The following is a 23,314-nucleotide window of genomic DNA, read 5'->3' on the forward strand; positions in this document are numbered from 1 at the left end:
AGAGTTAAAGTGTTTATGTTGAAAAAATTACTGTTTTGTATGATACTGTTTTGGTATTCCGGGCTTATGGCGCAGGAAACAGAAACGCTGTACAAAACCAAAAAAGTAATTGTGACAAAAGACACCATTCATCTTGAAAAAGTGAGTATCAATTCCGGTTTTTTTGAAATTCTAAACACTAAAAACCAGCCAATTGATTCTACTTTTTATAAAATTGATTTTAAAAAAGGAACTCTTCTTTTCAACGAAAAATTCACTTCGGTTTCTGATACTTTAATTGTCAATTATCTCAATTATCCTGATTTCCTGACCAAAGAATATGGACTTTATAAAGACAGTCAGGTTGTAAGCAGTGACGTTACTTCTGAAAAATTATACAAAATTGACAACGGGAATGCTAAAAAAGCGGCTCCTTTTGACGGTTTAAGCACTTCCGGAAGTATTACGCGCGGGGTTACGATTGGAAACAATCAAAGTACAGTTTTGAATTCTAATTTAGATTTGCAGATTACAGGAAAAATATCCGATAAAGTCAGTCTCCGGGCTTCGCTTCAGGATAATAATATTCCGCTTCAGGATGGCGGTTATTCTCAAAAACTAGATCAGTTTGATAATATTTTCATGGAACTTTTTACAGATGACTGGAATATTCGGGCGGGTGATGTTTTTCTGGAAAACAGAAAAACCCAATTTCTGAGTTTTAATAAAAAGGTTCAGGGACTTGCAGCCAGTTTTGATTTTGATACCGAAAAAAGTAAAACTAATGTTTTTGCTTCGGTTTCATTTGTAAAAGGACAATATGCCAAAAGTACTTTTACAGGACAGGAAGGAAATCAGGGTCCTTATAAATTAAAAGGGCAAAACGGTGAATTGTATGTTTTGGTAATTTCAGGTTCTGAGCGTGTGTATGTAAATGGTGTTTTGCTGAAACGCGGCGAAAACAACGATTATGTGATTGATTATAATGCGGGAGAAATTGTTTTTACATCGCTTTTTACGATTACTTCTGAAATGAGAATTAACGTTGAATATCAATATTCTGAAAGAAATTACAATCGTTTGGTTACTTACGCAGGTGTCACAACCGAAAATAAAAGCTGGAGTTTTGGTGGCTATATCTATTCTGAAAATGACATGAAAAACCAGCCTTTACAGCAAAATCTTTCTACAGAACAAGTCCAGATTTTAGCACAGGCGGGTGATGATATTAATTTGATGAAAGCGCCATCGGCATTTGAAGACACCTATTCTGAGAATAAAATTTTATACAAAAAAATCCTTGTAAACTCGGTTGAAGCCTATGAATATTCTAACAATTCTGCAGATGTTTTATATAATGTAAAGTTTAGTCTTGTTGGAAATAATCTCGGAAATTATATCATTCAGAATACAAATTCAGTTGAAAGAATTTATCAATATGTTTCGCCTATTGGCGGTATTCCGCAGGGAAATTACGAACCCATTGTGCAATTAGTTGCACCAATGAAAATTCAGGTCGCTACTTTTTTAGGCAAATACAATCCCGATGAAAAAACGCTGGTCGATTTTGAAATCGCAATGAGCAATAATGACAAAAACTTATTTTCGAGCATTGATGATTCTGACAACGAAGGAATTGCTTTTAAAACCAATATTAAAAAACGTCTTTTTACGCGAAACTGGACTTTAGACGGTTTTGCGAATTATCAATTTGTGCAGAAAGATTTCAGATCGGTGGAGCGTTTGTATAATATTGAATTTAACCGCGACTGGAATTTAAATTCTACACTTTTAGGAAATCAGAGTTTATTGGTTACGGGTATTAATTTTGATTTGTTTGCCAAAAAAGAAACGTCAAATATTGGTTTGTTCACCTATCAGTTTGAGAAATTAGATTTTAGTGAAAGTTATTCAGGAGCGCGCCATACCACAACAGCTTTGTTCAAATTAAAAAAATGGACGATTGAAAATCAGGGAAGTTTTTTAAATTCTGATGCCACAGCTTCGACTTCAAAATTCATTAGAAATCAAACCCGGACCAAATATCATTTTGGTAAAAACTGGGTTGGCGGGAGTTTACAAATCGAGGATAATCAGGAAAAAGACAAAGCAACGAATCAGTTTTCGGCTTTAAGCCAAAGATTTTCTGAATACGGTGTTTTTGTCGGACGCGGCGACAGCACAAAAGTTTTTGTTGAATTGGGTTATTTACAGCGTCGAAACGATAGTTTGCAAAATGGACTTTTACAGCACGTAAACAATTCGCAGACGTACTTTTTAAAATCAAAATTAATTCAGAATAAAACAACTGATTTAGCCGTTTATGCCAGTTACCGAAATCTGGATTTTACAGATTCGAGCAGAAAAAATGAACCTTCGTTAAATTCAAGAGTTTTGTACAATGACCGATTTTTTAATCAGTTTATGCAGATTGGAACGGCGTATGAAACCAGTTCGGGAACAATCGCACAGCAGGAATTTACGTATGTTGAAGTTCCAACCGGACAAGGCGTTTATACCTGGAATGATTATAACGGAAACGGAATTCAGGAACTGGAAGAATTTGAAATTGCAGCATTTCCGGATCAGGCAAAATACATTCGCATCTTTTTACCCAATCAGGTTTATATAAAAACAAACCAGAATAAATTTTCGCAGTCAGTTATTTTAAATCCGCTGCAATGGCAGAACGAAAAGGGTTTGAAGAAACTGCTTTCGTATTTATACAACCAGACTTCGTTTATAATGGATCGAAAAGTACGCAGCAATGGCGATCGTTTAGAACTCAATCCGTTTTATTCATCAGATGAAAATGTTCTGGGCTTAAATTCAAGTTTCAGGAACAGTTTGTTTTACAATCGTGGTAAACAAAAACATTCCGTTACTTATACTTACCTTATTAATAATGGTAAAAATTTACTTTCGGTTGGTTCACAAAGCGTCAAAAACAGTTCACATCAATTACAATATACACACTTGTATCAAAAAAGCTGGCTGTTTAATTTCTTTACCAAAACGATAAAGACCGATTTAATTTCGAAGGATTTTGTCGAAAAAAATTATGATTTAAAAGGTTATCAGCTGGCACCAAAAATCAGTTATTTATTTTCTAAAAATACAAGTTTGGATTTCTTTTATGAGTTTCAGAATAAGGAAAACCAGATTGGAAATTTTGAGACTTTAGTTCAAAACAGACTTGGAACTGCCTTTTCTTTTGCCGGCGAAAAGAAAGTTACCATTAATGGAGAATTTTCTTTTTATGAAAATAAATTTAACGGAAATGAATTTTCTTCGGTTGGTTTTCAGATGCTCGAAGGATTGCAGCAAGGTCAAAATTTAGTTTGGAAATTGCTTTTGCAGAAAAATATCACACAGTTTTTAGATGTTAATTTAAACTACCAAGGCCGTAAAAGTGAGACTGGAAATACGATTCATACCGGCAATGTGCAGCTTCGTGCATATTTTTAATGTTTAACAAAAACATAAGAATTAATTGCTTAATTTTATGTGAAATTATAAACTATAGCCACCATGAAAAAATTAGTATTACTTTGTTTTTTAGTAGTTTTATCTACTAATTTCTATGCGCAGGAAACTACTGCAAAAGCCGCTAAGAGCAAAACCGAAGCATCTGCAAAAAAAGCAAAATCTGACGCTGACAAAGCAAAAGCCGATGCAAAAAAAGAGTCTGCAAAAGCTAAAAAAGAAGCAGCGAAAGCAACAGAAGCATCAGCAGATGCGAAAAAAGAATCTGCAGCCGCAGCTAAAAAATCAGCAGACAAAGAAGCTGCAAAAGCTAAAAAGGAAGCAACGGGAGCAAAAAGTGACGCTGCAAAAGCAAAAAAAGCTGCCGATAAAGCTGAAGGCGCAAAAGCCGATGCCAAGAAAGAAGCTGCAACTGCAAAAAAATCAGCAACAAAAACTTTAAAAGAAACCAATGAAAAAGCTCCAAAAACAGCAGACAAGGTAACTGGAGAATATAACGGTAAAAAAGTATATACAGGTCCAAAAGGCGGTAAATACTATATTAACAAAAATGGTAACAAAACGTACATTCAGGATTAATCTCAAAGACGCTAAGGTTCTGAGGAACTAAGATACTGAGACATATACTTTGAATCTCAATTTAAAAGGGGCTGTTTAAAAAGACAGCCCTTTTTTTGTCCGCTTCTCAGGCAGTTCATTTTTATATTATAAACTCAACTTACAAATTTCCTTATTAAGGTCATTTAAAAAATCCAGAATTACTTAACATAGGGATAATCTTATTTGGCTAAACAAAATTATTTTTGAAACACTCCTAGAAATTTCTAGTGTTTTTAAGAATATAGAGTTAATAATTTAGTAATAAACCCGAAATAGCATCCAAAACATATTTCTTTATCTTCGTTTTTTAAAAAGCGTTAAAAAATTATGAGCATTGACTATTCTGCTAACAAAACTATTTTAGTTGCTCCTTTAAACTGGGGACTAGGGCATGCCACAAGATGTATTCCGATCATTAAAGCGCTTCAAGAAAATAATTATATTCCAATTATTGCTTCTGACGGTGTTGCTCTTGCTTTATTGCGCAAGGAATTTCCCTATGTTCAAACTCTTGAACTGCCTTCATATCATATTGAATATGCTAAAAATGGCAAGAATTTTAAATGGAAGCTGATCAAGAATCTGCCTAAAATGATTACGGCTATTTTAGACGAGAAAAAAATGGTAAACAGCTGGATCAAAAAACATGGTATTGACGGTATTATTTCGGATAACCGACTGGGTGTTTTCAGCAAAAAAGTGCCTTCTGTTTTCATGACGCATCAATTAAATGTGATGACTGGAAATACGACTTGGTTCACAAGTAAATGCCATCAGCATATTATAAAAAAATATACTGAATGCTGGGTTCCGGATTCTAATGAAAAAGTAAATCTTACAGGTGATTTGGGACATCTTAAAAACGATCATCTTAATTTAAGATATATTGGGCCTTTGAGCAGAATGAAGAAAAAGGAAACGCCAATTGTATATGATTTGATGATTATTTTATCTGGTCCTGAACCACAGCGTACATATCTGGATGAAAAACTTCAAAAAGAAGCTGCCAAGTTTAAAGGTAAAGTGGTTTTTGTACAAGGAATTGTAGAGAAAACGCAAGAGAAATGGCAGGCTGGAAATGTAACCTATTATAATTTTATGAACTCCAAACAATTGGAACAGACTTTTAACGAAAGTGAATTTGTTCTTTGCCGTTCTGGTTACACCACCGTTATGGATTTGGCTAAACTAGGAAAAAAAGCCTTTTTTATTCCAACTCCGGGACAGTACGAACAGGAATATCTGGCGATAAAACTTCAGGAAGAAAATCTTGTACCCTATGCAATGCAAGACGACTTTACAATTGAAGATTTATCAAAAGTAAAGTCGTATAAAGGTTTGTCTCAATTTAAAAATGATATAGACTGGGACTCGTTATTTAATGTTTTTGAAGACTAATTTTAGAAGTTAAACTGCGCTTGCAATCGCAATACATTTCCTTGTTGTCTGTTTATTGGAAGCGCACTGTCCTCAAAAGTTCTGTCAGCAATTACATATTCTGCTGTTAATTCAAAAGCTTTAATTGGCTGCCACTCGATACCAAATTCGTAATCTCTTACGACATAACTTCTGGCATCTTTTTCATATTTCTTTCCTCCGTCATAATATTGAAATTTGGCAAATGGATAAATGTGCTGTTTTTTAATATCCCATTTATAGTTCAACAAAACATATCCTCCATTTAAATCTGTTTCGTCTACCGTATTAGTTAAGGTATTATAACGAGGTCCTGTTCCGATATTGTATTCTGTCTGGATTCCAAAAGGTCTTGGATACAAAACAAATGTTGCTCCTACTCTTTGGTCTTTTACATACTGCGGATCATTTACGGTTACTCCATTAGAAATTTCTCCAGTAAATGCCCATTTTCCTGTATAAGCCTGAATTCCCGGTTCGATGATCTGGCTTCCAATTACAAACGGATAGGTTACTCTGGCTACAACATTTAAATCTCTGTTTCCGTCTAATTTATTAGCAATCTGACCATTGTAAACTCCAAAAGCAAATACTCCAAAATCGCCAGAACCTTTGTATCCGTCTTTTACCAGCATATTGAAACGTTCTCTAATTTCGGCTGGAGCCCAATAGAAAAACATTCCTAAATCACGCTCATTTAATATAGAACTATTGATTGCATCGGCACGATCCATCGTTAAACGTTGTGAACTTGACTGCATATTTTCGAAGCCGTACGGAATTTTACTCTGCCCGATACGAACACGGTATTCTCTTTTCTTATCAAAAGAAAGATCAAAATAAAGATCTCGAATTTGAACAAAATTCTGAATTCCGGTACTTGGTGAACTGGCAAAATCCGGCTGGAAATAGAAAAATACATTTGGGTGAACCTGTCCTGAAAATACCAGACGCGCACGACGGATAAAAAGCCCGTTATTTGCTTTTGCATCTGGAGCTGTAGAAGTTGTTCCCCAGGATTTATCACATTGCTCGCAGGAAACTTTATCGTTTGTAGAAAAAAGTCCGTTGTATCTAATTTGAGCGTAACCTCTTAAAGAGATTCTGTCGTACCAGTGTTCTTCAACTCCTCCTCCAGATTTAGTATCCGGCAGTTTTGCTTTGTTGATAGAATCTAAAATGCGAAGCACTTCGTTTTTTACTTCCTGTTTATTTATTTCTTGTGCATTCGCAGCGCAAGTTATCAATAATAAAACGGCTAATATTTTTCTTTTTATCATTAGTTCTCTAATACCCTTAATTTCAGGATGCAAAGATGACTCACCTATGTTAAGAAATCATTAACAAGATGTTACCATAATAAAAATTTAATGTTACGGACTAAATCCGTGTGTTGATTTATTGTTAAACCCCTTTTTTTTAGGCTGTTTAGCAAAAACTCGATTACAATTTTTTAACGTCAGGTTTTTGACTTTTAAATGCTTTTTCGAGTGTAAAAGAGAATTCTGAACCAATTCCGAACTCACTTTCTACATAAACTTTCTCTTTATGCGCCTCGATAATATGTTTTACAATCGCCAAACCTAAACCTGAACCTCCTTCAGAACGCGTTCCGCTTTTATCCACACGGTAAAAACGTTCAAAAAGTCTTGGAATGTTTTGTTTTTCAACTCCTTCTCCATTATCACTAATACGAATTAAGACTTTTTTCTTAGTTAAGTTTACAACGCCAACTTCTGTCAACCCGCCTTCTTTTCCGTATTTGATTGAGTTTACAATCAGATTTTCTAAAACCTGCTGAATTCTATCCTGATCTCCGCGAATAATAACCGATTGTACATTTTTACTTTCAAAGGCCAATTTGATTTTCTTTTTATCGGCTTTCATTTCCAATAAATCAAAAACATTCTGGATTAATTCAACAATATCAAAATCAGTCATATTTAAATCTAAATCTCCTGATTCTAATTTGGTAATCATATCCAAATCTTCAACAATATATATAAGACGCTCTACGCCTTTTTCGGCACGTTTTAAATATTTTTTTCGAATGTGTTTATCATCCATTGCACCATCGAGCAAAGTCGAAACATAACCCTGAACGGTAAACAATGGTGTTTTTAATTCGTGGGAAACGTTTCCAAGAAACTCTCTACGGTATTGTTCACGAATTTCGAGCATTTCGATTTCGAGTTTTTTATCGGTCGCAAACTTTTTCACTTCTCGTGAAAGTGTTTCCATATCTGTCGTAATAGGCTGATTGATAAGATTTGTTGATTCTAATAACGAAACCTCATCATAAATTTTCTTTACTCTTCTATAAATAAAGCGTTCTACACGATATTGTAAAACCAAAAATGAGAATATGTAAATGACAATAATGAAAATTATTCCAAATGCTATTTGATGTTTTAACTGATTTTTATAAAATAAAGACATTAAGATCAGCACAAATCCTGTCGAGAAAAGACTGATATACAATGCCGATTTTATAGCAAATTTGTACGTTTTTTTAAAATTGATTTTCATTTATGTTTTTAATCATTAAGTGATTAAGAGAAATTAAGTGTAACTCAAAAACCATATAAAGAACTAAAGTCCAAGTAAACTTCAGTTCCTTATATGGTTTAAATGTATTGAATATTTTTAAAAGAATTTGATTGCTTTTAAATCTTTAGCAAAATTCCAAAATATCTAAATAACTTAGAATCTTAGAACCTCAGCATCTTAAAATCTAAACTTCAAATTTATAACCAACACCTTTTATGGTTTTAAAAAGATCTTCGCCTATTTTTTCGCGCAGTTTTCTAATGTGAACATCAATTGTTCTTCCTCCAACTACTACTTCATTTCCCCATACTTTATCAAGGATTTCATCTCTCTTGAATACTTTTCCCGGTTTAGAAGCTAATAAATAAAATAGTTCGAATTCTTTTCTTGGCAGAGCAATTTCTACATTGCCTTTTATGATTTTATATTCTTCACGGTTTATTTCAATTCCGCCAACATTTATGGTATCTGTAACCACTTCTTGTTCTTTTAACCTTCTTAACAGAGCCTTTACTTTAGAGACTAATAATTTGGGTTTAATTGGCTTTGTAATATAGTCATCAGCACCTGCATCAAAACCAGCTACTTGCGAATAATCTTCACTTCTTGCCGTAAGGAATGTTATGATAACATTATTTAACTCAGGAATTTTTCTAATATGTTCGCAAGCTTCCATTCCGTCCATTTCTGCCATCATCACGTCCATGATAATTAATTCCGGCAATTCTTTCTGAGCCTTTGCTATAGCATCTTTTCCATTAGAAGCTGTAACAATCTGGTAGCCTTCCTGAGCAAGGTTATAGCCAACGATTTCTAAGATATCCGGTTCGTCGTCAACTAATAAAATCTTAGTTTGTGTTTTTTTCATAAATAGCAAAAATTGAGATTTTTACATCAAATATTCTTAATTATTTATCCGATGTTTTTTATTTCACGGGGTAAATATACTAACAAATGAACCTTTAAAAATTGGTGTTAACGGTAATTTAATCTGGTAACAATTTGATAATCTTAACAACACAAAAACATAACAAGTCCGTAACATGGACTTTACAGCGCGGTTCTTTCTTTGCACAAAAATAAATTAAACACAACACACTAATGAAATTCAATTTAAGATTTCTATTTATTGCACTATTTATTTGTACGATTTCGATCGCGCAAAACAAAGGTACGATTTCTGGCGTTCTGACTGACAAAGAAATGAACAATGATCCGTTGCCTTTTGCAAATGTTTTAGTTAAAGGTACAAACATTAGCGTAAATACCGACGTAGACGGAAAATATTCGTTGAGCGTAAATCCAGGAAACTATACTTTAATTTTTAGTTTTTTAGGATATGAATCTAAAGAAGCTCCAGTTAACGTAAAGGCAAACGAAACTGTAGTTATAAATCAGGCACTTTCTTCCGGAAGTTTTACTTTAAAAGATGTAGTTGTAAAATCTGCTGCTGTTAACAGACAAAAAGAGTCTGCTCTTTTATTAGAACAAAAAAATGCTGTAGATATTAAACAGTCAATTGGGGCACAGGAACTTTCTAAAAAAGGAGTTAGTGATGCTGCCGCAGCTGTTGTAAAAACAACAGGTATTACTAAACAAGAAGGTTCAAACAATATCTTTGTAAGAGGTTTAGGAGATCGCTACAACTCAACAACAATGAACGGACTTCCGATCCCTTCAAATGATCCTGAAAAGAAAAACATCAACTTAGACATTTTTTCAACTGACATTATCGAATTTGTTTCAATCGATAAAGTTTACAATGGGAAATTTTTCGGAGATTTTGCCGGAGGAAATGTTGATATCGTTTCTAAAGATTATAAAGGAAACGGATTTTTTAAAATTGATGCTGAATCAAAAGTTAACACAAATGCTTTAGGTGAGGATAATTTTGCATTACAAACCGGACCAAGTGCTTTTGGTTTTAGCAAACCATCAATTCCAAATAATCCTCTTACTGAATACAACTTTGGTTCATTACAATTTGACAAAAAAACTCCATTAGGAGGAGCATTTGGAGTTTCTGGCGGAGATTCATTTAATGTTGGAGAAGGTAAAATTAACATTTTTGGAACAGCTTCTTTCACAAACGAATATTCTTCAAGAACAAACGGTACTGCTAAAGGAAGTGTAAATGCTGCCGGTGTAGCCGGAAAAGATTTAGATTACCACTATCTTTCTTACAACACAAATACTACCGGAATGTTTAATGCTGGTTACAAAATCAACAACAACAATAAGATCAACTTCAACTCTTTGTATATTAATACATCTGCACAAAGAAAAGAAGAATCTTCGGGATATATTGTTGACTTAGCAAACGATGGCAATGGATACATTCGAAGAAATGAATATGAAAAAACTGATTTATGGGTAAACCAATTATTAGGAGAACATAAATTAAGTGACAGAAGTACTTTAAACTGGGGAGGTTCTTACAACATTGTGAACCAAACTATTCCAGACAGAACTTACAACACATTCAACCTTGTTGAAGGCGGATATGTAATCAACTCTCAGTCTGCTCCAAACAACAATCGTTACTTCCAAAATCTAAAGGAGAAAGAATTAGCTGCCAATTTATCTGTAAACTATAAATTCAGCAAAAATGATGAAGGTGATTATAGAGGAAAATTCACTGCGGGTTATAATGGAAGATTTAAAAACAGAGATTTTGAAGCAACTCAGTTCAATCTTAAAACAACAACTTTCCCTGTTTCTCATACTGGAGATATTGTTGATCCTAACAATCTGGACTTATTCTACAACCAACAGAATTTCGCCAATAATTACTTTACAATCTCAACTTTCCGTGGAGGACCTGAAGTTCCAAACGCGCTTGATCCGCAGACTTATAGTGGAGATTTAACTATCAATGGCGGGTTTTTAAATACTGAATATAAATTCAACAAATTAACTGCTGTTTTAGGATTAAGAGCTGAAGTTATTACCCAAAATGTTGAATGGAGTACACAATTAGATCCTGAAGGCGGAAGCGATAAATTAGAGAAAACGGCTTTCTTACCAAGTTTAGTTTTGAAATATGAACTTAACGAAAAGCAAAATTTACGTTTAGGAGTAAGCAAGACATATACTTTACCACAATTTAAAGAAAGATCTCCATTTATCTACGAAGAGTTCTTACAGGCAAAAATTGGTAACCCGTTTTTATACGCATCAGATGATTACAACTTTGACTTAAAATGGGAATTATTCCCTTCAAGCGAAGAAGTTCTTTCTGTAACTGCTTTTGGTAAGTATATTTTAAATCCTATCAATGAAGTTATCATCAACTCTTCTACAAACGACATCTCTTACGTAAACTCTGGAGATAAAGGGTATGTAGCTGGTGCTGAGTTAGAATACAAAAAAGTACTTTTTAATTTTGACAGCGAAAACGCAAAAAAATTAACAGGAGGAATCAATATATCATACTTATACAGTAAACAAGATTTAGATAACGAAAAAGTAAATGAAGAAACAAATGGAACACGTCCAACTACATTTACCAACACAACTGGTAAATTTACAGGAGCTTCTCCATTACTGTTAAATGCAGATTTATCTTTCTACAATGAATGGAATGATAAAAACAGCAACCTGACTACAACTATTGCATACAACTACTTCTCTGACCGAGTAAATGCTATTGGTACCTTAGAAAAAGGTGACTTAGTTGATAAAGCTGTTGGTTCATTAGATTTCATTGCAAAATCTAAACTAAACAAAAACTATGGTCTTGGCTTAGTTGTAAAAAACATTCTTGATCCAACTATCAACAGAGTACAAGAGAATAAATCTGGAGATGTAAATGTTTTGAGTTACAAAAAAGGATTAAACTTAAGCTTACAATTCAGTTACGAATTCTAAATAAAAATATTTCGGTTATTAAAAGACAGCTTTTACAGCTGTCTTTTTTATTGTATCAAAAACAGAAAATGTTCTCTTAACAAATTAACATTAAGTTAATACATAAGCTGCTTTTTTTTAAACTAACAATCATAGTTGCTTAACATGCGAAAAAGATTTCTAATCCATCTTTGCATTAGAAATTAAACACAAAAAAATTATTAAAACGATTATGAAAAAATCAATTTTAAATTTCGTTACAGTTGTTGCTTTATCAGGAGGTTTACTTACAAGCTGTTCTAGTGATGACGACAAAAAAACACCATCTTCAAGCTTTGTAGCAGATGCTGCTAACTTCAAAGGGACTATAACTGATGGTGAGGTTGTACTTGATGCGTCTAAAACTTACAAACTTACTGGAGCTATAAAAGTAGAAAACGGTGCAACTTTAACAATTCCTGCTGGAACAACTATCGAAGGTACAGGTGGAACTGCATCTTACATCGCTGTTGCTCAAGGTGGAAAAATCAATGTAAATGGTACTGCTGCGAAACCAGTAATCATGACTGCTTCAGTTAAAGAAGCTGGTAAATGGGGTGGTTTAGTAATTTGTGGTAGAGCTCCTATCAACCGTGTAAGCGGAGGTGCTAGTACAGCTACATCTGAAGTTGCTGAATTAACTTACGGAGGAACTAACTCTGCTGATAACTCAGGTTCTATCAAATATTTAAGAATTGAGTATGCTGGAGCTGCTTTTAACTCTGAAAAAGAATTTAACGGACTTTCATTCTTTGGTGTTGGTTCTGGTACAATCGTTGAAAACGTAGAAGCTTATCACGGTGCTGATGACGGATTCGAATTCTTCGGAGGATCTGTAAATACTAAAAACTTAATCTCTATCGGTAACGAAGATGATCAGTTTGACTGGACAGAAGGATGGAACGGAACAAACGAAAACTGGTATGGTAGATTAGATTTCGGAAAAGGAAACAGAGGTATCGAAGCTGATAACTTCGAATTTGGATATGCTTTCACTCCAATCGCTAACCCTACTATTACAAATATGACTCTTATTGGTCCTGGAAGTACTGCAGCAGCAGCTAACTTCGCTGAGAACCAAGCTATCAAATTAAGAAGAGGAACTAAAGGAATTATCTCTAACGTGGTATTAAGTGCTTGGGCAACTGGTATTGATGTAGAAAATGACGAAACTATTGCTTTTGTTGGTACTGCTTTGAAAGTTAACAACGTAAACTTTGTTACTGACGTACCTACTCAAACTAAAGGTAAAAAGACAGACGGAACTTCAGCTAATGTATCTGCTGTAGCTACACTATCTGCTGCTGCTACTGGAGCTGGAAATGGTGTTGGAACTCCAACATGGGCTACTGGCTGGTCAGTTGGTTTCTAATAACTTCGAATACAAAATGTTAAAAACATCCTAAATATTTAGGATGTTTTTTTTTGGTGTGATTTTTGTAATTTTTTTTGTATATTTACAATATCCAAATAAACGCGATGGCAAAAAACTACTTTTATATTACATTCTTATTGGCTTTTTTCTTTACTGTAAGTGTTTCGGCACAAGACAGTAAGCAATTACCAAAAACTCAGGATCCGACAGGTATTGAGGGTCTCAGCTTGTACCCTAACCCTGTGGTAAACGGAAAAGTATATATATCATCAAAAAATGATCTGGAAAAAGAAATCATCGTATTTGATATCTTAGGAAAGAAAGTGCTGCAAGCACATTTAACTACAAAAGAATTAAACGTCTCTGATTTGGTTCCTGGCGTTTACATCATAAGAATAAGTGAGCAGAATGCCACAGCAACGCGAAAACTCATTATTCGATAATTTTTAAAAAAGCTCCTTTTGGAGCTTTTTTAAGTTTACAGTCTCAGTCACAGTTTATAGTTTTTATGAGACTCTGAAAACTGCGACTGAAAACTGCGACTGAAAACTGCGACTGAAAACCGAAAAACAATATCTTTGCACAAAAAAAGTTTTGATTACAGCCAGCGATATATTTACAATTTCAAGCCATAAACAATTTGAAAAAACAGCATTAAAAGTGTTCCGCTTTCAGTATGCGAATAATGCAGTATATCGTGATTTCTGTGATTACTTAAAAACAGATGTTCAGCAGGTAAAATCATTAAAGCAGATTCCTTTTTTACCTATTCAATTTTTCAAAAGCCACAATGTCGTTTCGAATGAAAATCCTGCCGAAGTAACTTTTACCAGCAGCGGTACAACCGGAATGATAACCAGCAGACATTTAGTGACCGATATTTCCCTATATGAGGAAAGTTACCGCAAAGGTTTTTCGCAATTTTACGGCAATATCGAAGATTACGTTGTTTTAGCCCTTTTGCCGTCATATTTAGAACGAGAGGGATCTTCGCTTATTTATATGGTCGAAGACTTAATAAAACTATCCAATCAGCCTGACAGCGGGTTCTATCTGCACAATCACGACGACTTAATTAAAAAACTGACCGAATTAGACGAATCAGGTCAAAATGTGATTTTAATTGGCGTTACTTATGCTTTATTAGATCTAATCGAAAAACATCAATTCAATCTTCAAAATACCATTATTATGGAAACTGGAGGAATGAAAGGAAAACGCAAAGAAATGATTCGCGAAGAATTACACGAAATTCTCTGCAAAGGTTTTGGCGTTTCCTCTATTCATTCTGAATACGGGATGACCGAACTTTTAGCGCAGGCTTATTCTTTAGGAGAAGGTATTTTTGAATGTCCATCATGGATGCATATTTTGGTACGAGACCCAGAAGATGCTTTAACCTATATTCAGGACGGAAAAACCGGCGGTATTAATGTAATAGATTTAGCCAATATTAACTCTTGCTCTTTTATTGCAACGCAGGATTTAGGCAAAAAAAATCCCAATAACTCTTTCGAAGTATTGGGACGCTTTGATAATTCTGATATTCGTGGCTGCAACCTGATGGTCCTTTAAAGCAGTTTGCTTATTTTATTAGTAAGAATTTACTCAATTTATTAACTTAGAGATAATATAAAAAAAATACTACAATTATATTTAAAATATACTTTTAATCTAAATTTTAAATATAATTCTTATGAAAAAAATTACTCTATTACTTGTGATTAGTTTATTAAACTTAAAAGCATGGTCACAAAATCCAAATTACAGATATCACGAATTACAAGATTTAGGCACCACGATAGAATGGGCTATTTCAATTGAGTGTACTCATCACTTTCAACCTTTGAGAGTTCTTGATGTCAATCTAAAACAAAATTTCAAATTAGAAGTTGGTAAAATTTACAAAGTTGACTTAGGATTACCTGCTAATTACGGCACAAGGTATTACAAAGTAACTTATGCTGGAGATTCAGGAGTCGACAAGGGAGATGAGCTTGATACTCCTCCTAATTTTGGATCACCAATTACTAATTTATGCAGCTCTTTATCTTGGAAATATATAAGACCAATTTTATTGGGTTCAACTGTAGAAGAAGCACAAAATAACTATTGTGCAAACCTAACGGCTAATACAACAAGAGAAAAAGTAAACATTAAAATAACCCAGTCTTTAACTGTAGGCAGTGCTTATTTCATGGATTTTGGAAAGGGGCCAAATTATTATTTGATAGATGGTTCAAGTCCTGAAAATGGAGATGCTGATTATGAATTTGATCCTACAATTGCAAATGCCGTTTTTTCTCCCGCTGCATTAAATTGCCCAAAACCAGATTTACAAGCTATAGCAACAGACTTTGGAGGTACAACAACCACTACCGGAGCTAATGCTAGTGTAATATATTCTATAAAAAATATAGGAGGCAGAGCTTTTGCACCCTCTCATTGCTTAATTTACTTTTCTAAAGGCAATTCTGTTCTAAGTTCTGATGATATATTAATCAAAGATGTTACCATCGATCCACTAAACCCTAATGAAAGCAAATATGGTGTTCCATCGATAATTATTCCTGCAAATATTAGCAGCGGTACTTATTATGTAATTATTCAATTAATTAATAGTGAAGACATAAATAACAGTAATAATATAATTTCGTCTTTATCGTCATTTACTGTCAACCAGACAACAACGCCAACTGGAAAACCAGACTTAATTATTGATCCAGCTAATACGATTATTTTTAGCAACTGTTTTGATTGTAGCGCAGCATTAAGTGATTTAGGAAATAAAAGACACACAATAAATAATCAATCTGGAATTATTAACTTACAGGCAATAACTATTAAAAATATAGGAAGCACAGCATCAACCCCTGCAACGCTTCAGTTTTATTTATCAACTGATGGTATTCTTGATGCAGCAGATATAAAATCTACAGCAAGCAGCGTTTCAATAGCTGCAATAAACCCGGGAAGTTCAATTACAGTATCTAAATCAATTTTCTCTTCAGATTTTGGCGGCTTAACAGTTACCGGAAATCGAAACATTCTTATGTCGGTTGATGATTCTAAAACAAATACTGAATCAAACGAAAATAACAACATAACAGTTATACCAGTTACTTTTGTTAACCCTTTCGCAAAAACTGTTCAGTCTAATGTAAATGTTGAAGACAGCATACAGCCTTATTCAATTAACGTTTACAATTTTGAAGGACAAAAAGTTTTAACTAAAGAAGTTAAATCTATAGAAGAAGAAAACAAATCCTTAGATTCACTAAAAAGCGGTATCTACATTATTAAATCGAAAAACGAGACTCGTAAAGTTCTTAAATAAGAACAACTATTAAATAGAAAAGCATCCTTATTCAGGATGCTTTTTTTATTTATCTAATGCGGATTAAACCACTCGAATTACAAAATAATTCTTTTTACCGCTTTGTAATAACACAAACTGATTATTAATTAAATCATTTGCAGTTAAAACAAAATCTTCTTTTATTTTTTCTCTGTTTACAGAAATAGAATTTGCAGTTAAGGCACGTCTTGCTTCTCCGTTAGATTTAAAGAAACCTGTTTTTTCATTTAAAACAGTAACAATATCCAATCCGTTTTCTAGATCTGCTTTTGCGATTTCAGCCTGTGGAACCCCATCAAAAACTTCTAAGAAAGTCTTTTCATCTAGTTTTTTCAAATCGTCAGCAGTTGAATTTCCAAATAAAATATTCGAAGCCTGAATTGCTTTTTCTAATTCTTCTTTACTGTGAACAAAAATCGTGATTTCTTCAGCTAATTTCTTTTGCAGAATTCTTAAATGAGGAGCAGTTTGGTGCTCAGCAATTAAAGCATCAATTGTTTCTTTATCTAAGAAAGTAAATATCTTGATATATTTTTCAGCATCAGCATCTGTAGCATTTACCCAAAACTGGTAAAATTTGTACACTGAAGTTTTATCAGCATCCAGCCAAACATTTCCTCCTTCAGATTTTCCAAATTTAGATCCGTCCGCTTTTGTAATTAAAGGTGTTGTTAAAGCAAAAGCTTTTGCATTTTCCCCGCCCATTCTGCGTACTAATTCTGTTCCCGTGGTAATATTTCCCCATTGGTCAGAACCTCCCATTTGCAAAAGGCAGTTATTATTTTTATATAAATGATAAAAATCGTAACCCTGAATTAATTGATAAGTAAACTCTGTAAAAGACATTCCCTCACCTTCTCCATTGATTCTTTTTTTAACAGAATCTTTCGCCATCATATAATTTACTGTAATGCGTTTTCCAACCTCACGAGCAAAATCAATAAACGAGAATTCTTTCATCCAATCATAGTTATTTACCATAATTGGGGCATTTTGTTCTTTTGAATTAAAGTCTAAGAAACGAGACAAAACACTTTTAATGCCGGCAACATTTTTAGCCAGGGTTTCTTCGTTAAGCAGATTTCTTTCGTCAGATTTCCCAGATGGGTCACCAATCATTCCGGTCGCACCGCCCACAAGAGCAATTGGCTGATGACCAAAATTCTTTAAATGTACCAATAAAATAATCTGAACCATACTGCCTATATGCAGTGAATCTGCCGTTGGATCAAAACCAATATAGGCCGATGTTACCTCTTTTAGCAATTGTTCTTCCGTTCCTGGCATGCTATCATGGTACAAACCGCGCCATTTTAATTCTTCAACTAGATTCTTCATTTTTTAAAATATTTTGCGCAAATATAATCAATGGCATCGGCAATATCAAAAAGCAAATACAATATCAATGACAATTGCAATTCTAATAAAAAACTTTTAACCTCTGTACCTTTAAATCTTTACATCTCAAGAAAAAACCTTTGCAACTTTGAGCCTTTGTCGCTTTGTCTCTTTCAAGCAAAAACTTATCTTTACAAAATGGTATTAGTAACAGGAGGAACAGGTTTAGTTGGTTCGCATTTATTACTTCATTTAATTGAAAATGGAGAAAATGTAAGGGCAATTTATCGCAGTCAAAATAATATTGAAAAAACAAAATCGGTTTTTGAATTATACAAAAAAACAGAATTGTTTGAAAAAATAGAATGGCTTGAAGCCGATATTCTGGACATACCTTCTCTCGAAATTGCTTTTAACGGCATTGAGTATGTTTACCATTGTGCTGCTTTAATTTCTTTTGATCCTAAAGATGAAGAAGCACTTCGAAAAACCAATATCGAAGGAACAGCTAATATTGTCAACTTTTCTATTGCCAGAGAAATTAAAAAATTCTGTTTTGTGAGTTCCATTGCTGCGCTGGGAGATTTAGCAGCTCATGAAACTTATATTACCGAAGAAACAGATTGGAATCCTGAAAAACCACATAGTGATTATGCCATTTCAAAATATGGTGCCGAAATGGAAGTATGGCGCGGACATCAGGAAGGTTTAGATGTTATTATTATTAATCCGGGTGTTATTTTAGGTCCAATTCCGAAAGAGAAAAGCAAACAACAAGGAAGTTCTGAATTGTATGCAAAAGTTGCAAACGGACTTTCCTTTTACACACTTGGAAATACTGGTTTTATTTCTGTGGATGATGTTGTAAAAACTGCTCTTCAGCTAATGAAAAGCGATATTAAAAACGAACGATTTACTTTAATTGCCGATAATATTGTCTTTAAAGATATTCTAAACACAATTGCAGATGCATTAAACGTTAAAAGACCACATCGTCATGCAAAACCCGCTTTAATGAATTTCCTTTGGATTGCCGACGGCATATTTTCGACTTTATTTTTTCAAAAAAGAAGACTGACTAAAGCTACAGCAAAAGCTTCTTATTCTAAAAATCTATATTCAAATGAAAAAATAAAAACCGCTCTGGGAACGGTTTTTCTAGATGTACATGAATATGTAAAAAATATTTCGAAGCTGTAATTACTTTCTTAATTGTTTTCTTTTTGCTTTTTTTAGCGAATCGATGCTTTTTATTACAGGTTCTGCTTTTTTGATCGAATCTTTTAGAACTTCTTTCTTTTTCTTTTTTGCCTCTTTAGCCGCTTTTTTATCTTCGATTTTAACTATAGAATCAGTTGCTCTTTGAACTTTGGCCAATCGCTTTCCTACCTCATCAAACATATCTTTATAGTTCTCATAATCTGCGGCATAATACATATTATTTTGTGCAAATTGTAAACTATCAACTTTATATTTTTTCAATATAAATTTTGTTGGGTTTGTTTCAGTAGAGTCTATTAGTTCCTGATGCTGATATCTCATTGCTTCTAAAAGAGACAAATCATACATAATATCAATCATTTTTTCTTTCTCGATAAGTTTTGCAGGCTGTTTTACAACCTCTTTTTTACAACTTACAGAAAGAAACAAAACTAATAGTATTATTAAACAATTCTTCATTTCAGCTTTTTATCTATCAAACAATAAACGTTTTCCGGCGCGGATATCTTTTACTTTAAAATTATTGTAAACCATTTCACCGTTTACAAAAGTATGTGTAATTCTCGATTTAAAAGTTGTTCCTTCAAAAGGAGACCAGCCGCATTTGTATAAAATATTATCTGTATTTACGCTCCAAGGCTTACTTGGGTTTACAATTACCAAATCGGCAAAATAACCTTCTTTGATAAATCCTCTTTTTTCAATTTTGAAAATTTTAGCCGGATTGTGGCACATTTTTTCTACAATTTTCTCTACGCTGATTTTTCCTTGGTGATGCGCTTCAAACATTGCTACAACAGCATGCTGCACAAGCGGACCTCCAGATGGAGCTTTTAAATACGACTGTGCTTTTTCTTCTTTAGTATGAGGTGCATGATCTGTTGCAATAACATCAATTCTGCCGTCATTTAAAGCTTCCCAAAGTACTTTTCTGTCACTTTCGGTTTTTACAGCTGGATTCCATTTAATGAAATTTCCTTTTGTTTTGTAATCTTCATCAGTAAACCAAAGATGATGTACACAAACTTCGGCTGTGATTTTTTTATCTTCTAATGGAATTTTATTTGTAAACAATTCCATTTCTTTTGCAGTCGAAAGATGAAAAATATGAAGTCTCGCTCCTGTCTTTTTTGCCAGAGCCACTGCTTTTGAAGAAGAAAGATAACAAGCCTCAGCACTTCTAATTAAGTTGTGAGCCGTTACAGGAATATCATCTCCGTATTTTTCTTTAAACTCTGCCAGATTATTTTGAATCGTAGTTTCATCTTCACAATGAACTGCAATTAACATTGGTGTGCTTGAGAAAATTTTTTCTAAAGTTTCTTCTCTGTCAACTAACATATTTCCTGTTGAAGAACCTAAGAAAATCTTGATTCCGGCTACATTTTTTGGATTTGTTTTTAAAACTTCTTCCAAATTATCATTGGTTGCTCCCATCATAAACGAATAATTCGCAAATGATTTTTGAGCTGCAATTTGATATTTATCTTCTAAAATTTCCTGAGTAACGGCATTTGGGACTGTGTTGGGCTGTTCTATAAAAGAAGTGATTCCACCAGCAACAGCTGCACGAGATTCAGATTCGATATCGCCTTTATGCGTTAAGCCCGGTTCTCTAAAATGTACCTGATCGTCTATTGCACCCGGCATTAAATAACTTCCTTCGGCATCAATAACAATACAATCTGATGTTTTTAGACTGATACTGTCTGCAACTTCAACAATAAGATCATTTTCGATCAAAACATCTCCGTCAAAAATAGATCCTTCGTTTACAATTTTGGCATTTTTTATTAAAATCCTGTTCATGTCCTATCTTTATAATGTATTGACTAATTTTTTTAATCGAAGAGAAATCACCCCAAGAATTGCTTCTTTAATAATGGCATTGCTCATTTTCGAAACACCTTTTGTTCTGTCTGTAAAAATAATTGGGACTTCTTTTATTTCAAATTTAGCACAATAAGTTCTGTACTTCATTTCGATTTGAAACGCATATCCAACAAATTTTATTTTGTTCAGATTAATTTTCTCCAAAACTTCTCTTTTATAACAAACAAAACCTGCTGTTGCATCGTGAATTTTCATTCCGGTAATAAACTTTACATAAACCGATGCAAAATACGACATTAATACACGGCTTAGGGGCCAGTTTACAACATTTACGCCTTTTACATAACGTGATCCTATTGCTAAATCAGCACCTCCAAAATGGCAGGCATCGTACAATTTTTCAAGATCATTTGGGTTATGCGAAAAATCGGCATCCATCTCAAAAATAAAATCATAATTATGTGCTAAAGCCCATTTAAAACCATGAACATAAGCAGTTCCTAGTCCTGCTTTTTTGGCTCTTTTTTCAAGAAATAATCTTTCTGGATATTCTTCCTGTAAAGCAATAACTTTATCAGCCGTATGATCTGGAGAATTATCATCAATAATTAAAAGATGAAAAGATTTATGCTGCGAAAGAACGGCTCTTATTATACTTTCTACGTTCTCTATTTCGTTATAAGTGGGAATTATGACAATACTATCATTCATTTTTTTCTCGGTAATTTCACCGCAAAAGTAAACTTTTTATAGCATTTGGTTCATAATAAATACATAATAAAAGTATTGATACAAAAAATTACTAATTTTGTGACGCTATGATTGAACATCTTCATCCTCGAATAATTGAAAACAAAGACTGGGCAACTGCTTTATTTGTCCTGACCTTTGCTGTTGTTGCAATGACAAAATCTGCATACGAAACTCGTTTTACAGAATTCAGCAAACTTATTTTTTCTGATAAATATGCCAAAATTTATCGGGATAACAGCCACATGAAAAGCAGCTTTACAGTTGGTTTATTTTTCGTTCAGGTTATTTCGTTTGCATTTTTTATTCAGCTTACCATGAATATTTTTGGACAGGCATCTAAAACCGACTGGATTTTGTTTATTCAAATCGCTACTTTCTTACTTTATTTTATTCTGGCGAAGTATTTAATTGAGAAAATTGTCGCAGCTTCATTCAACATCGACGATTTTGTAGAGCTTTTTAATTTGCAAAAAGTTACTTACAGAACTTATATAGGCGTTTTAATCCTTCCAATCAATGCAATTTTGTTTTATTATGACAATATTCCAACGATTGTACCGTTTGCAATCATAGGTATTTCACTCTGTATCAGCCTTTATTCGTATTTTATTTCAATTAAAACGTATCAAAACGTAATTATCGGCAAGTTATTTTATTTTATTTTATATCTTTGCGCTCTTGAAATAGCGCCTTATTATTTTCTTTATTATTGGATAACAAAAGGGAGTGCTTAGAAAATGTTTATAATATGAAAGTGAAAACAATTTTGGTGTCACAGCCTGAACCTAAAGTGGAGAATTCTCCTTACTTTGAGCTCCAACAAAAACACAAAATAAAAATTGATTTCAGACCATTTATTCATGTGGAAGGGGTTAGCGCAAAAGAGATTCGATTACAAAAAATCGATCTTAATCATTACACTGCGATCATTTTAACAAGTCGAAATGCTGTAGATCATTTTTTTAGAGTGGCTGATGAAATGCGTTACAAAGTTCCAGAAGGATTGAAGTATTTTTGTCAATCTGAAGCAGTAGCATTTTATCTTCAAAAGTACGTTGTGTACAGAAAACGTAAAATTTACGTTGGAGCAAAAGATTTTGCAGATTTATCTCCTTTAATCAAAAAATACAAAGACGAGAAATTCCTGCTTCCTGCATCTGACCAATTAAATGCAGATGCTCCTATCACATTAAACAGCCTTAAAGTAGATTGGGCACAAGCTATTTTTTACAGAACTGTAATGAGCGACCTATCTGATCTTGCTGATGTTTATTATGATGTTTTAGCGTTTTTCAGTCCAACTGGAATTAAATCTTTGTTTAAAAACTTCCCTGATTTCAAACAAAACGATACCAGAATTGCCGTGTTTGGAAGTACAACTCAAAAAGAAGCTTTAGATCATGGTTTAAGAATTGATATTCTTGCTCCAACTCCTGAAACTCCTTCTATGACAATGGCTTTAGAAAAATACGTTGCCGAGGCAAACAAAGGAAAATAATCCTTTTTTAAAATATAGA

General features: G+C 33.5%; 18 protein-coding genes. 11 read left to right on the forward strand and 7 right to left on the reverse strand.

Annotated features, from left to right (window positions below; genetic code table 11):
- Positions 1 to 15 precede the first annotated feature (15 nt).
- From FJOH_RS02845 to FJOH_RS02855, 3 genes are all read left to right on the forward strand, one after another.
- A complete protein-coding gene (locus FJOH_RS02845) occupies positions 16 to 3,447 on the forward strand; it encodes a hypothetical protein (RefSeq protein WP_012022630.1) in 3,432 nt (1,143 codons plus the stop codon).
- A gap of 63 nt (positions 3,448 to 3,510) precedes the next feature.
- Positions 3,511 to 4,044 (forward strand): hypothetical protein, encoded by a 534-nt coding sequence (locus tag FJOH_RS02850; RefSeq protein WP_012022631.1) that lies wholly within the window; start codon positions 3,511 to 3,513, stop codon positions 4,042 to 4,044.
- Between the two features lie 348 nt (positions 4,045 to 4,392).
- Positions 4,393 to 5,463 carry a glycosyltransferase gene (locus FJOH_RS02855; RefSeq protein ID WP_012022632.1) on the forward strand — a complete coding sequence of 357 codons (1,071 nt, stop codon included), beginning with the start codon at positions 4,393 to 4,395 and terminating at the stop codon, positions 5,461 to 5,463.
- A gap of 2 nt (positions 5,464 to 5,465) precedes the next feature.
- Here the strand turns inward: FJOH_RS02855 and FJOH_RS02860 are convergent, their stop codons facing one another.
- The 3 genes from FJOH_RS02860 to FJOH_RS02870 all read right to left on the reverse strand — a co-directional run bounded on the left by FJOH_RS02860 (position 5,466) and on the right by FJOH_RS02870 (position 8,899).
- Positions 5,466 to 6,761 (reverse strand): porin, encoded by a 1,296-nt coding sequence (locus FJOH_RS02860; protein WP_012022633.1) that lies wholly within the window; start codon positions 6,759 to 6,761, stop codon positions 5,466 to 5,468.
- 163 nt (positions 6,762 to 6,924) lie between these two features.
- On the reverse strand, positions 6,925 to 8,010 hold the full coding sequence (locus tag FJOH_RS02865) for a sensor histidine kinase (protein ID WP_012022634.1): 1,086 nt from the start codon (positions 8,008 to 8,010) through the stop codon (positions 6,925 to 6,927).
- A 205-nt stretch (positions 8,011 to 8,215) separates the two neighbouring features.
- Positions 8,216 to 8,899 carry a response regulator transcription factor gene (locus FJOH_RS02870; protein ID WP_012022635.1) on the reverse strand — a complete coding sequence of 228 codons (684 nt, stop codon included), beginning with the start codon at positions 8,897 to 8,899 and terminating at the stop codon, positions 8,216 to 8,218.
- 233 nt (positions 8,900 to 9,132) lie between these two features.
- Here FJOH_RS02870 and FJOH_RS02875 point away from each other — a divergent pair, with 233 nt between their 5' ends.
- The 5 genes from FJOH_RS02875 to FJOH_RS02895 all read left to right on the forward strand — a co-directional run bounded on the left by FJOH_RS02875 (position 9,133) and on the right by FJOH_RS02895 (position 16,631).
- Positions 9,133 to 11,901 (forward strand): TonB-dependent receptor, encoded by a 2,769-nt coding sequence (locus FJOH_RS02875; RefSeq protein ID WP_012022636.1) that lies wholly within the window; start codon positions 9,133 to 9,135, stop codon positions 11,899 to 11,901.
- 211 nt (positions 11,902 to 12,112) lie between these two features.
- Positions 12,113 to 13,291 carry a hypothetical protein gene (locus FJOH_RS02880; RefSeq protein WP_012022637.1) on the forward strand — a complete coding sequence of 393 codons (1,179 nt, stop codon included), beginning with the start codon at positions 12,113 to 12,115 and terminating at the stop codon, positions 13,289 to 13,291.
- A 107-nt stretch (positions 13,292 to 13,398) separates the two neighbouring features.
- Positions 13,399 to 13,737 (forward strand): T9SS type A sorting domain-containing protein, encoded by a 339-nt coding sequence (locus FJOH_RS02885; protein WP_012022638.1) that lies wholly within the window; start codon positions 13,399 to 13,401, stop codon positions 13,735 to 13,737.
- A gap of 151 nt (positions 13,738 to 13,888) precedes the next feature.
- Entirely contained in the window at positions 13,889 to 14,869 is a 981-nt protein-coding gene (locus tag FJOH_RS02890; protein ID WP_012022639.1) for a LuxE/PaaK family acyltransferase, read from the forward strand.
- A gap of 121 nt (positions 14,870 to 14,990) precedes the next feature.
- Positions 14,991 to 16,631, forward strand: coding sequence for a T9SS type A sorting domain-containing protein (locus FJOH_RS02895; protein ID WP_012022640.1), 1,641 nt, complete (start codon positions 14,991 to 14,993; stop codon positions 16,629 to 16,631).
- A gap of 63 nt (positions 16,632 to 16,694) precedes the next feature.
- On the opposite strand, the gene tyrS is transcribed toward FJOH_RS02895, so the two are convergent.
- Complete coding sequence (gene tyrS / locus FJOH_RS02900; protein WP_012022641.1) at positions 16,695 to 17,990, reverse strand: tyrosine--tRNA ligase; 1,296 nt, start codon at positions 17,988 to 17,990, stop codon at positions 16,695 to 16,697.
- Positions 17,991 to 18,188: 198 nt separating this feature from the next.
- Here tyrS and FJOH_RS02905 point away from each other — a divergent pair, with 198 nt between their 5' ends.
- Entirely contained in the window at positions 18,189 to 19,190 is a 1,002-nt protein-coding gene (locus tag FJOH_RS02905; protein ID WP_012022642.1) for an NAD-dependent epimerase/dehydratase family protein, read from the forward strand.
- Here FJOH_RS02905 and FJOH_RS02910 read toward each other — a convergent pair whose 3' ends face one another.
- The 3 genes from FJOH_RS02910 to FJOH_RS02920 are packed head-to-tail and all read right to left on the reverse strand — an operon-like array spanning position 19,191 to position 21,755.
- Entirely contained in the window at positions 19,191 to 19,670 is a 480-nt protein-coding gene (locus FJOH_RS02910; protein WP_012022643.1) for a DUF4296 domain-containing protein, read from the reverse strand.
- 9 nt (positions 19,671 to 19,679) lie between these two features.
- Positions 19,680 to 21,020, reverse strand: a complete 1,341-nt coding sequence (locus tag FJOH_RS02915; RefSeq protein ID WP_012022644.1) for a dihydroorotase — start codon at positions 21,018 to 21,020, stop codon at positions 19,680 to 19,682.
- A gap of 9 nt (positions 21,021 to 21,029) precedes the next feature.
- Entirely contained in the window at positions 21,030 to 21,755 is a 726-nt protein-coding gene (locus FJOH_RS02920; protein ID WP_012022645.1) for a polyprenol monophosphomannose synthase, read from the reverse strand.
- Positions 21,756 to 21,862: 107 nt separating this feature from the next.
- On the opposite strand from FJOH_RS02920, the gene FJOH_RS02925 reads away from it, so the two are divergent.
- Complete coding sequence (locus FJOH_RS02925) at positions 21,863 to 22,531, forward strand: DUF4271 domain-containing protein (protein WP_012022646.1); 669 nt, start codon at positions 21,863 to 21,865, stop codon at positions 22,529 to 22,531.
- Positions 22,532 to 22,545: 14 nt separating this feature from the next.
- Positions 22,546 to 23,295, forward strand: coding sequence for a uroporphyrinogen-III synthase (locus tag FJOH_RS02930; RefSeq protein ID WP_012022647.1), 750 nt, complete (start codon positions 22,546 to 22,548; stop codon positions 23,293 to 23,295).
- Positions 23,296 to 23,314 lie beyond the last annotated feature (19 nt).

This window comes from Flavobacterium johnsoniae UW101, from assembly GCF_000016645.1.
Classification (GTDB): Bacteria; Bacteroidota; Bacteroidia; order Flavobacteriales; family Flavobacteriaceae; genus Flavobacterium; species Flavobacterium johnsoniae.

Coding starts and splice junctions, on each gene's coding strand:
- tyrS (WP_012022641.1), bottom strand. CDS start 17,990: ATGAAGAATCTAGTTGAAGAATTAAAATGGCGCGGTTTGTACCATGAT.
- FJOH_RS02855 (WP_012022632.1), top strand. CDS start 4,393: ATGAGCATTGACTATTCTGCTAACAAAACTATTTTAGTTGCTCCTTTA.
- FJOH_RS02925 (WP_012022646.1), top strand. CDS start 21,863: ATGATTGAACATCTTCATCCTCGAATAATTGAAAACAAAGACTGGGCA.
- FJOH_RS02895 (WP_012022640.1), top strand. CDS start 14,991: ATGAAAAAAATTACTCTATTACTTGTGATTAGTTTATTAAACTTAAAA.
- FJOH_RS02905 (WP_012022642.1), top strand. CDS start 18,189: ATGGTATTAGTAACAGGAGGAACAGGTTTAGTTGGTTCGCATTTATTA.
- FJOH_RS02880 (WP_012022637.1), top strand. CDS start 12,113: ATGAAAAAATCAATTTTAAATTTCGTTACAGTTGTTGCTTTATCAGGA.
- FJOH_RS02860 (WP_012022633.1), bottom strand. CDS start 6,761: ATGATAAAAAGAAAAATATTAGCCGTTTTATTATTGATAACTTGCGCT.
- FJOH_RS02930 (WP_012022647.1), top strand. CDS start 22,546: ATGAAAGTGAAAACAATTTTGGTGTCACAGCCTGAACCTAAAGTGGAG.
- FJOH_RS02875 (WP_012022636.1), top strand. CDS start 9,133: ATGAAATTCAATTTAAGATTTCTATTTATTGCACTATTTATTTGTACG.
- FJOH_RS02845 (WP_012022630.1), top strand. CDS start 16: ATGTTGAAAAAATTACTGTTTTGTATGATACTGTTTTGGTATTCCGGG.
- FJOH_RS02885 (WP_012022638.1), top strand. CDS start 13,399: ATGGCAAAAAACTACTTTTATATTACATTCTTATTGGCTTTTTTCTTT.
- FJOH_RS02850 (WP_012022631.1), top strand. CDS start 3,511: ATGAAAAAATTAGTATTACTTTGTTTTTTAGTAGTTTTATCTACTAAT.
- FJOH_RS02920 (WP_012022645.1), bottom strand. CDS start 21,755: ATGAATGATAGTATTGTCATAATTCCCACTTATAACGAAATAGAGAAC.
- FJOH_RS02865 (WP_012022634.1), bottom strand. CDS start 8,010: ATGAAAATCAATTTTAAAAAAACGTACAAATTTGCTATAAAATCGGCA.
- FJOH_RS02870 (WP_012022635.1), bottom strand. CDS start 8,899: ATGAAAAAAACACAAACTAAGATTTTATTAGTTGACGACGAACCGGAT.
- FJOH_RS02910 (WP_012022643.1), bottom strand. CDS start 19,670: ATGAAGAATTGTTTAATAATACTATTAGTTTTGTTTCTTTCTGTAAGT.
- FJOH_RS02915 (WP_012022644.1), bottom strand. CDS start 21,020: ATGAACAGGATTTTAATAAAAAATGCCAAAATTGTAAACGAAGGATCT.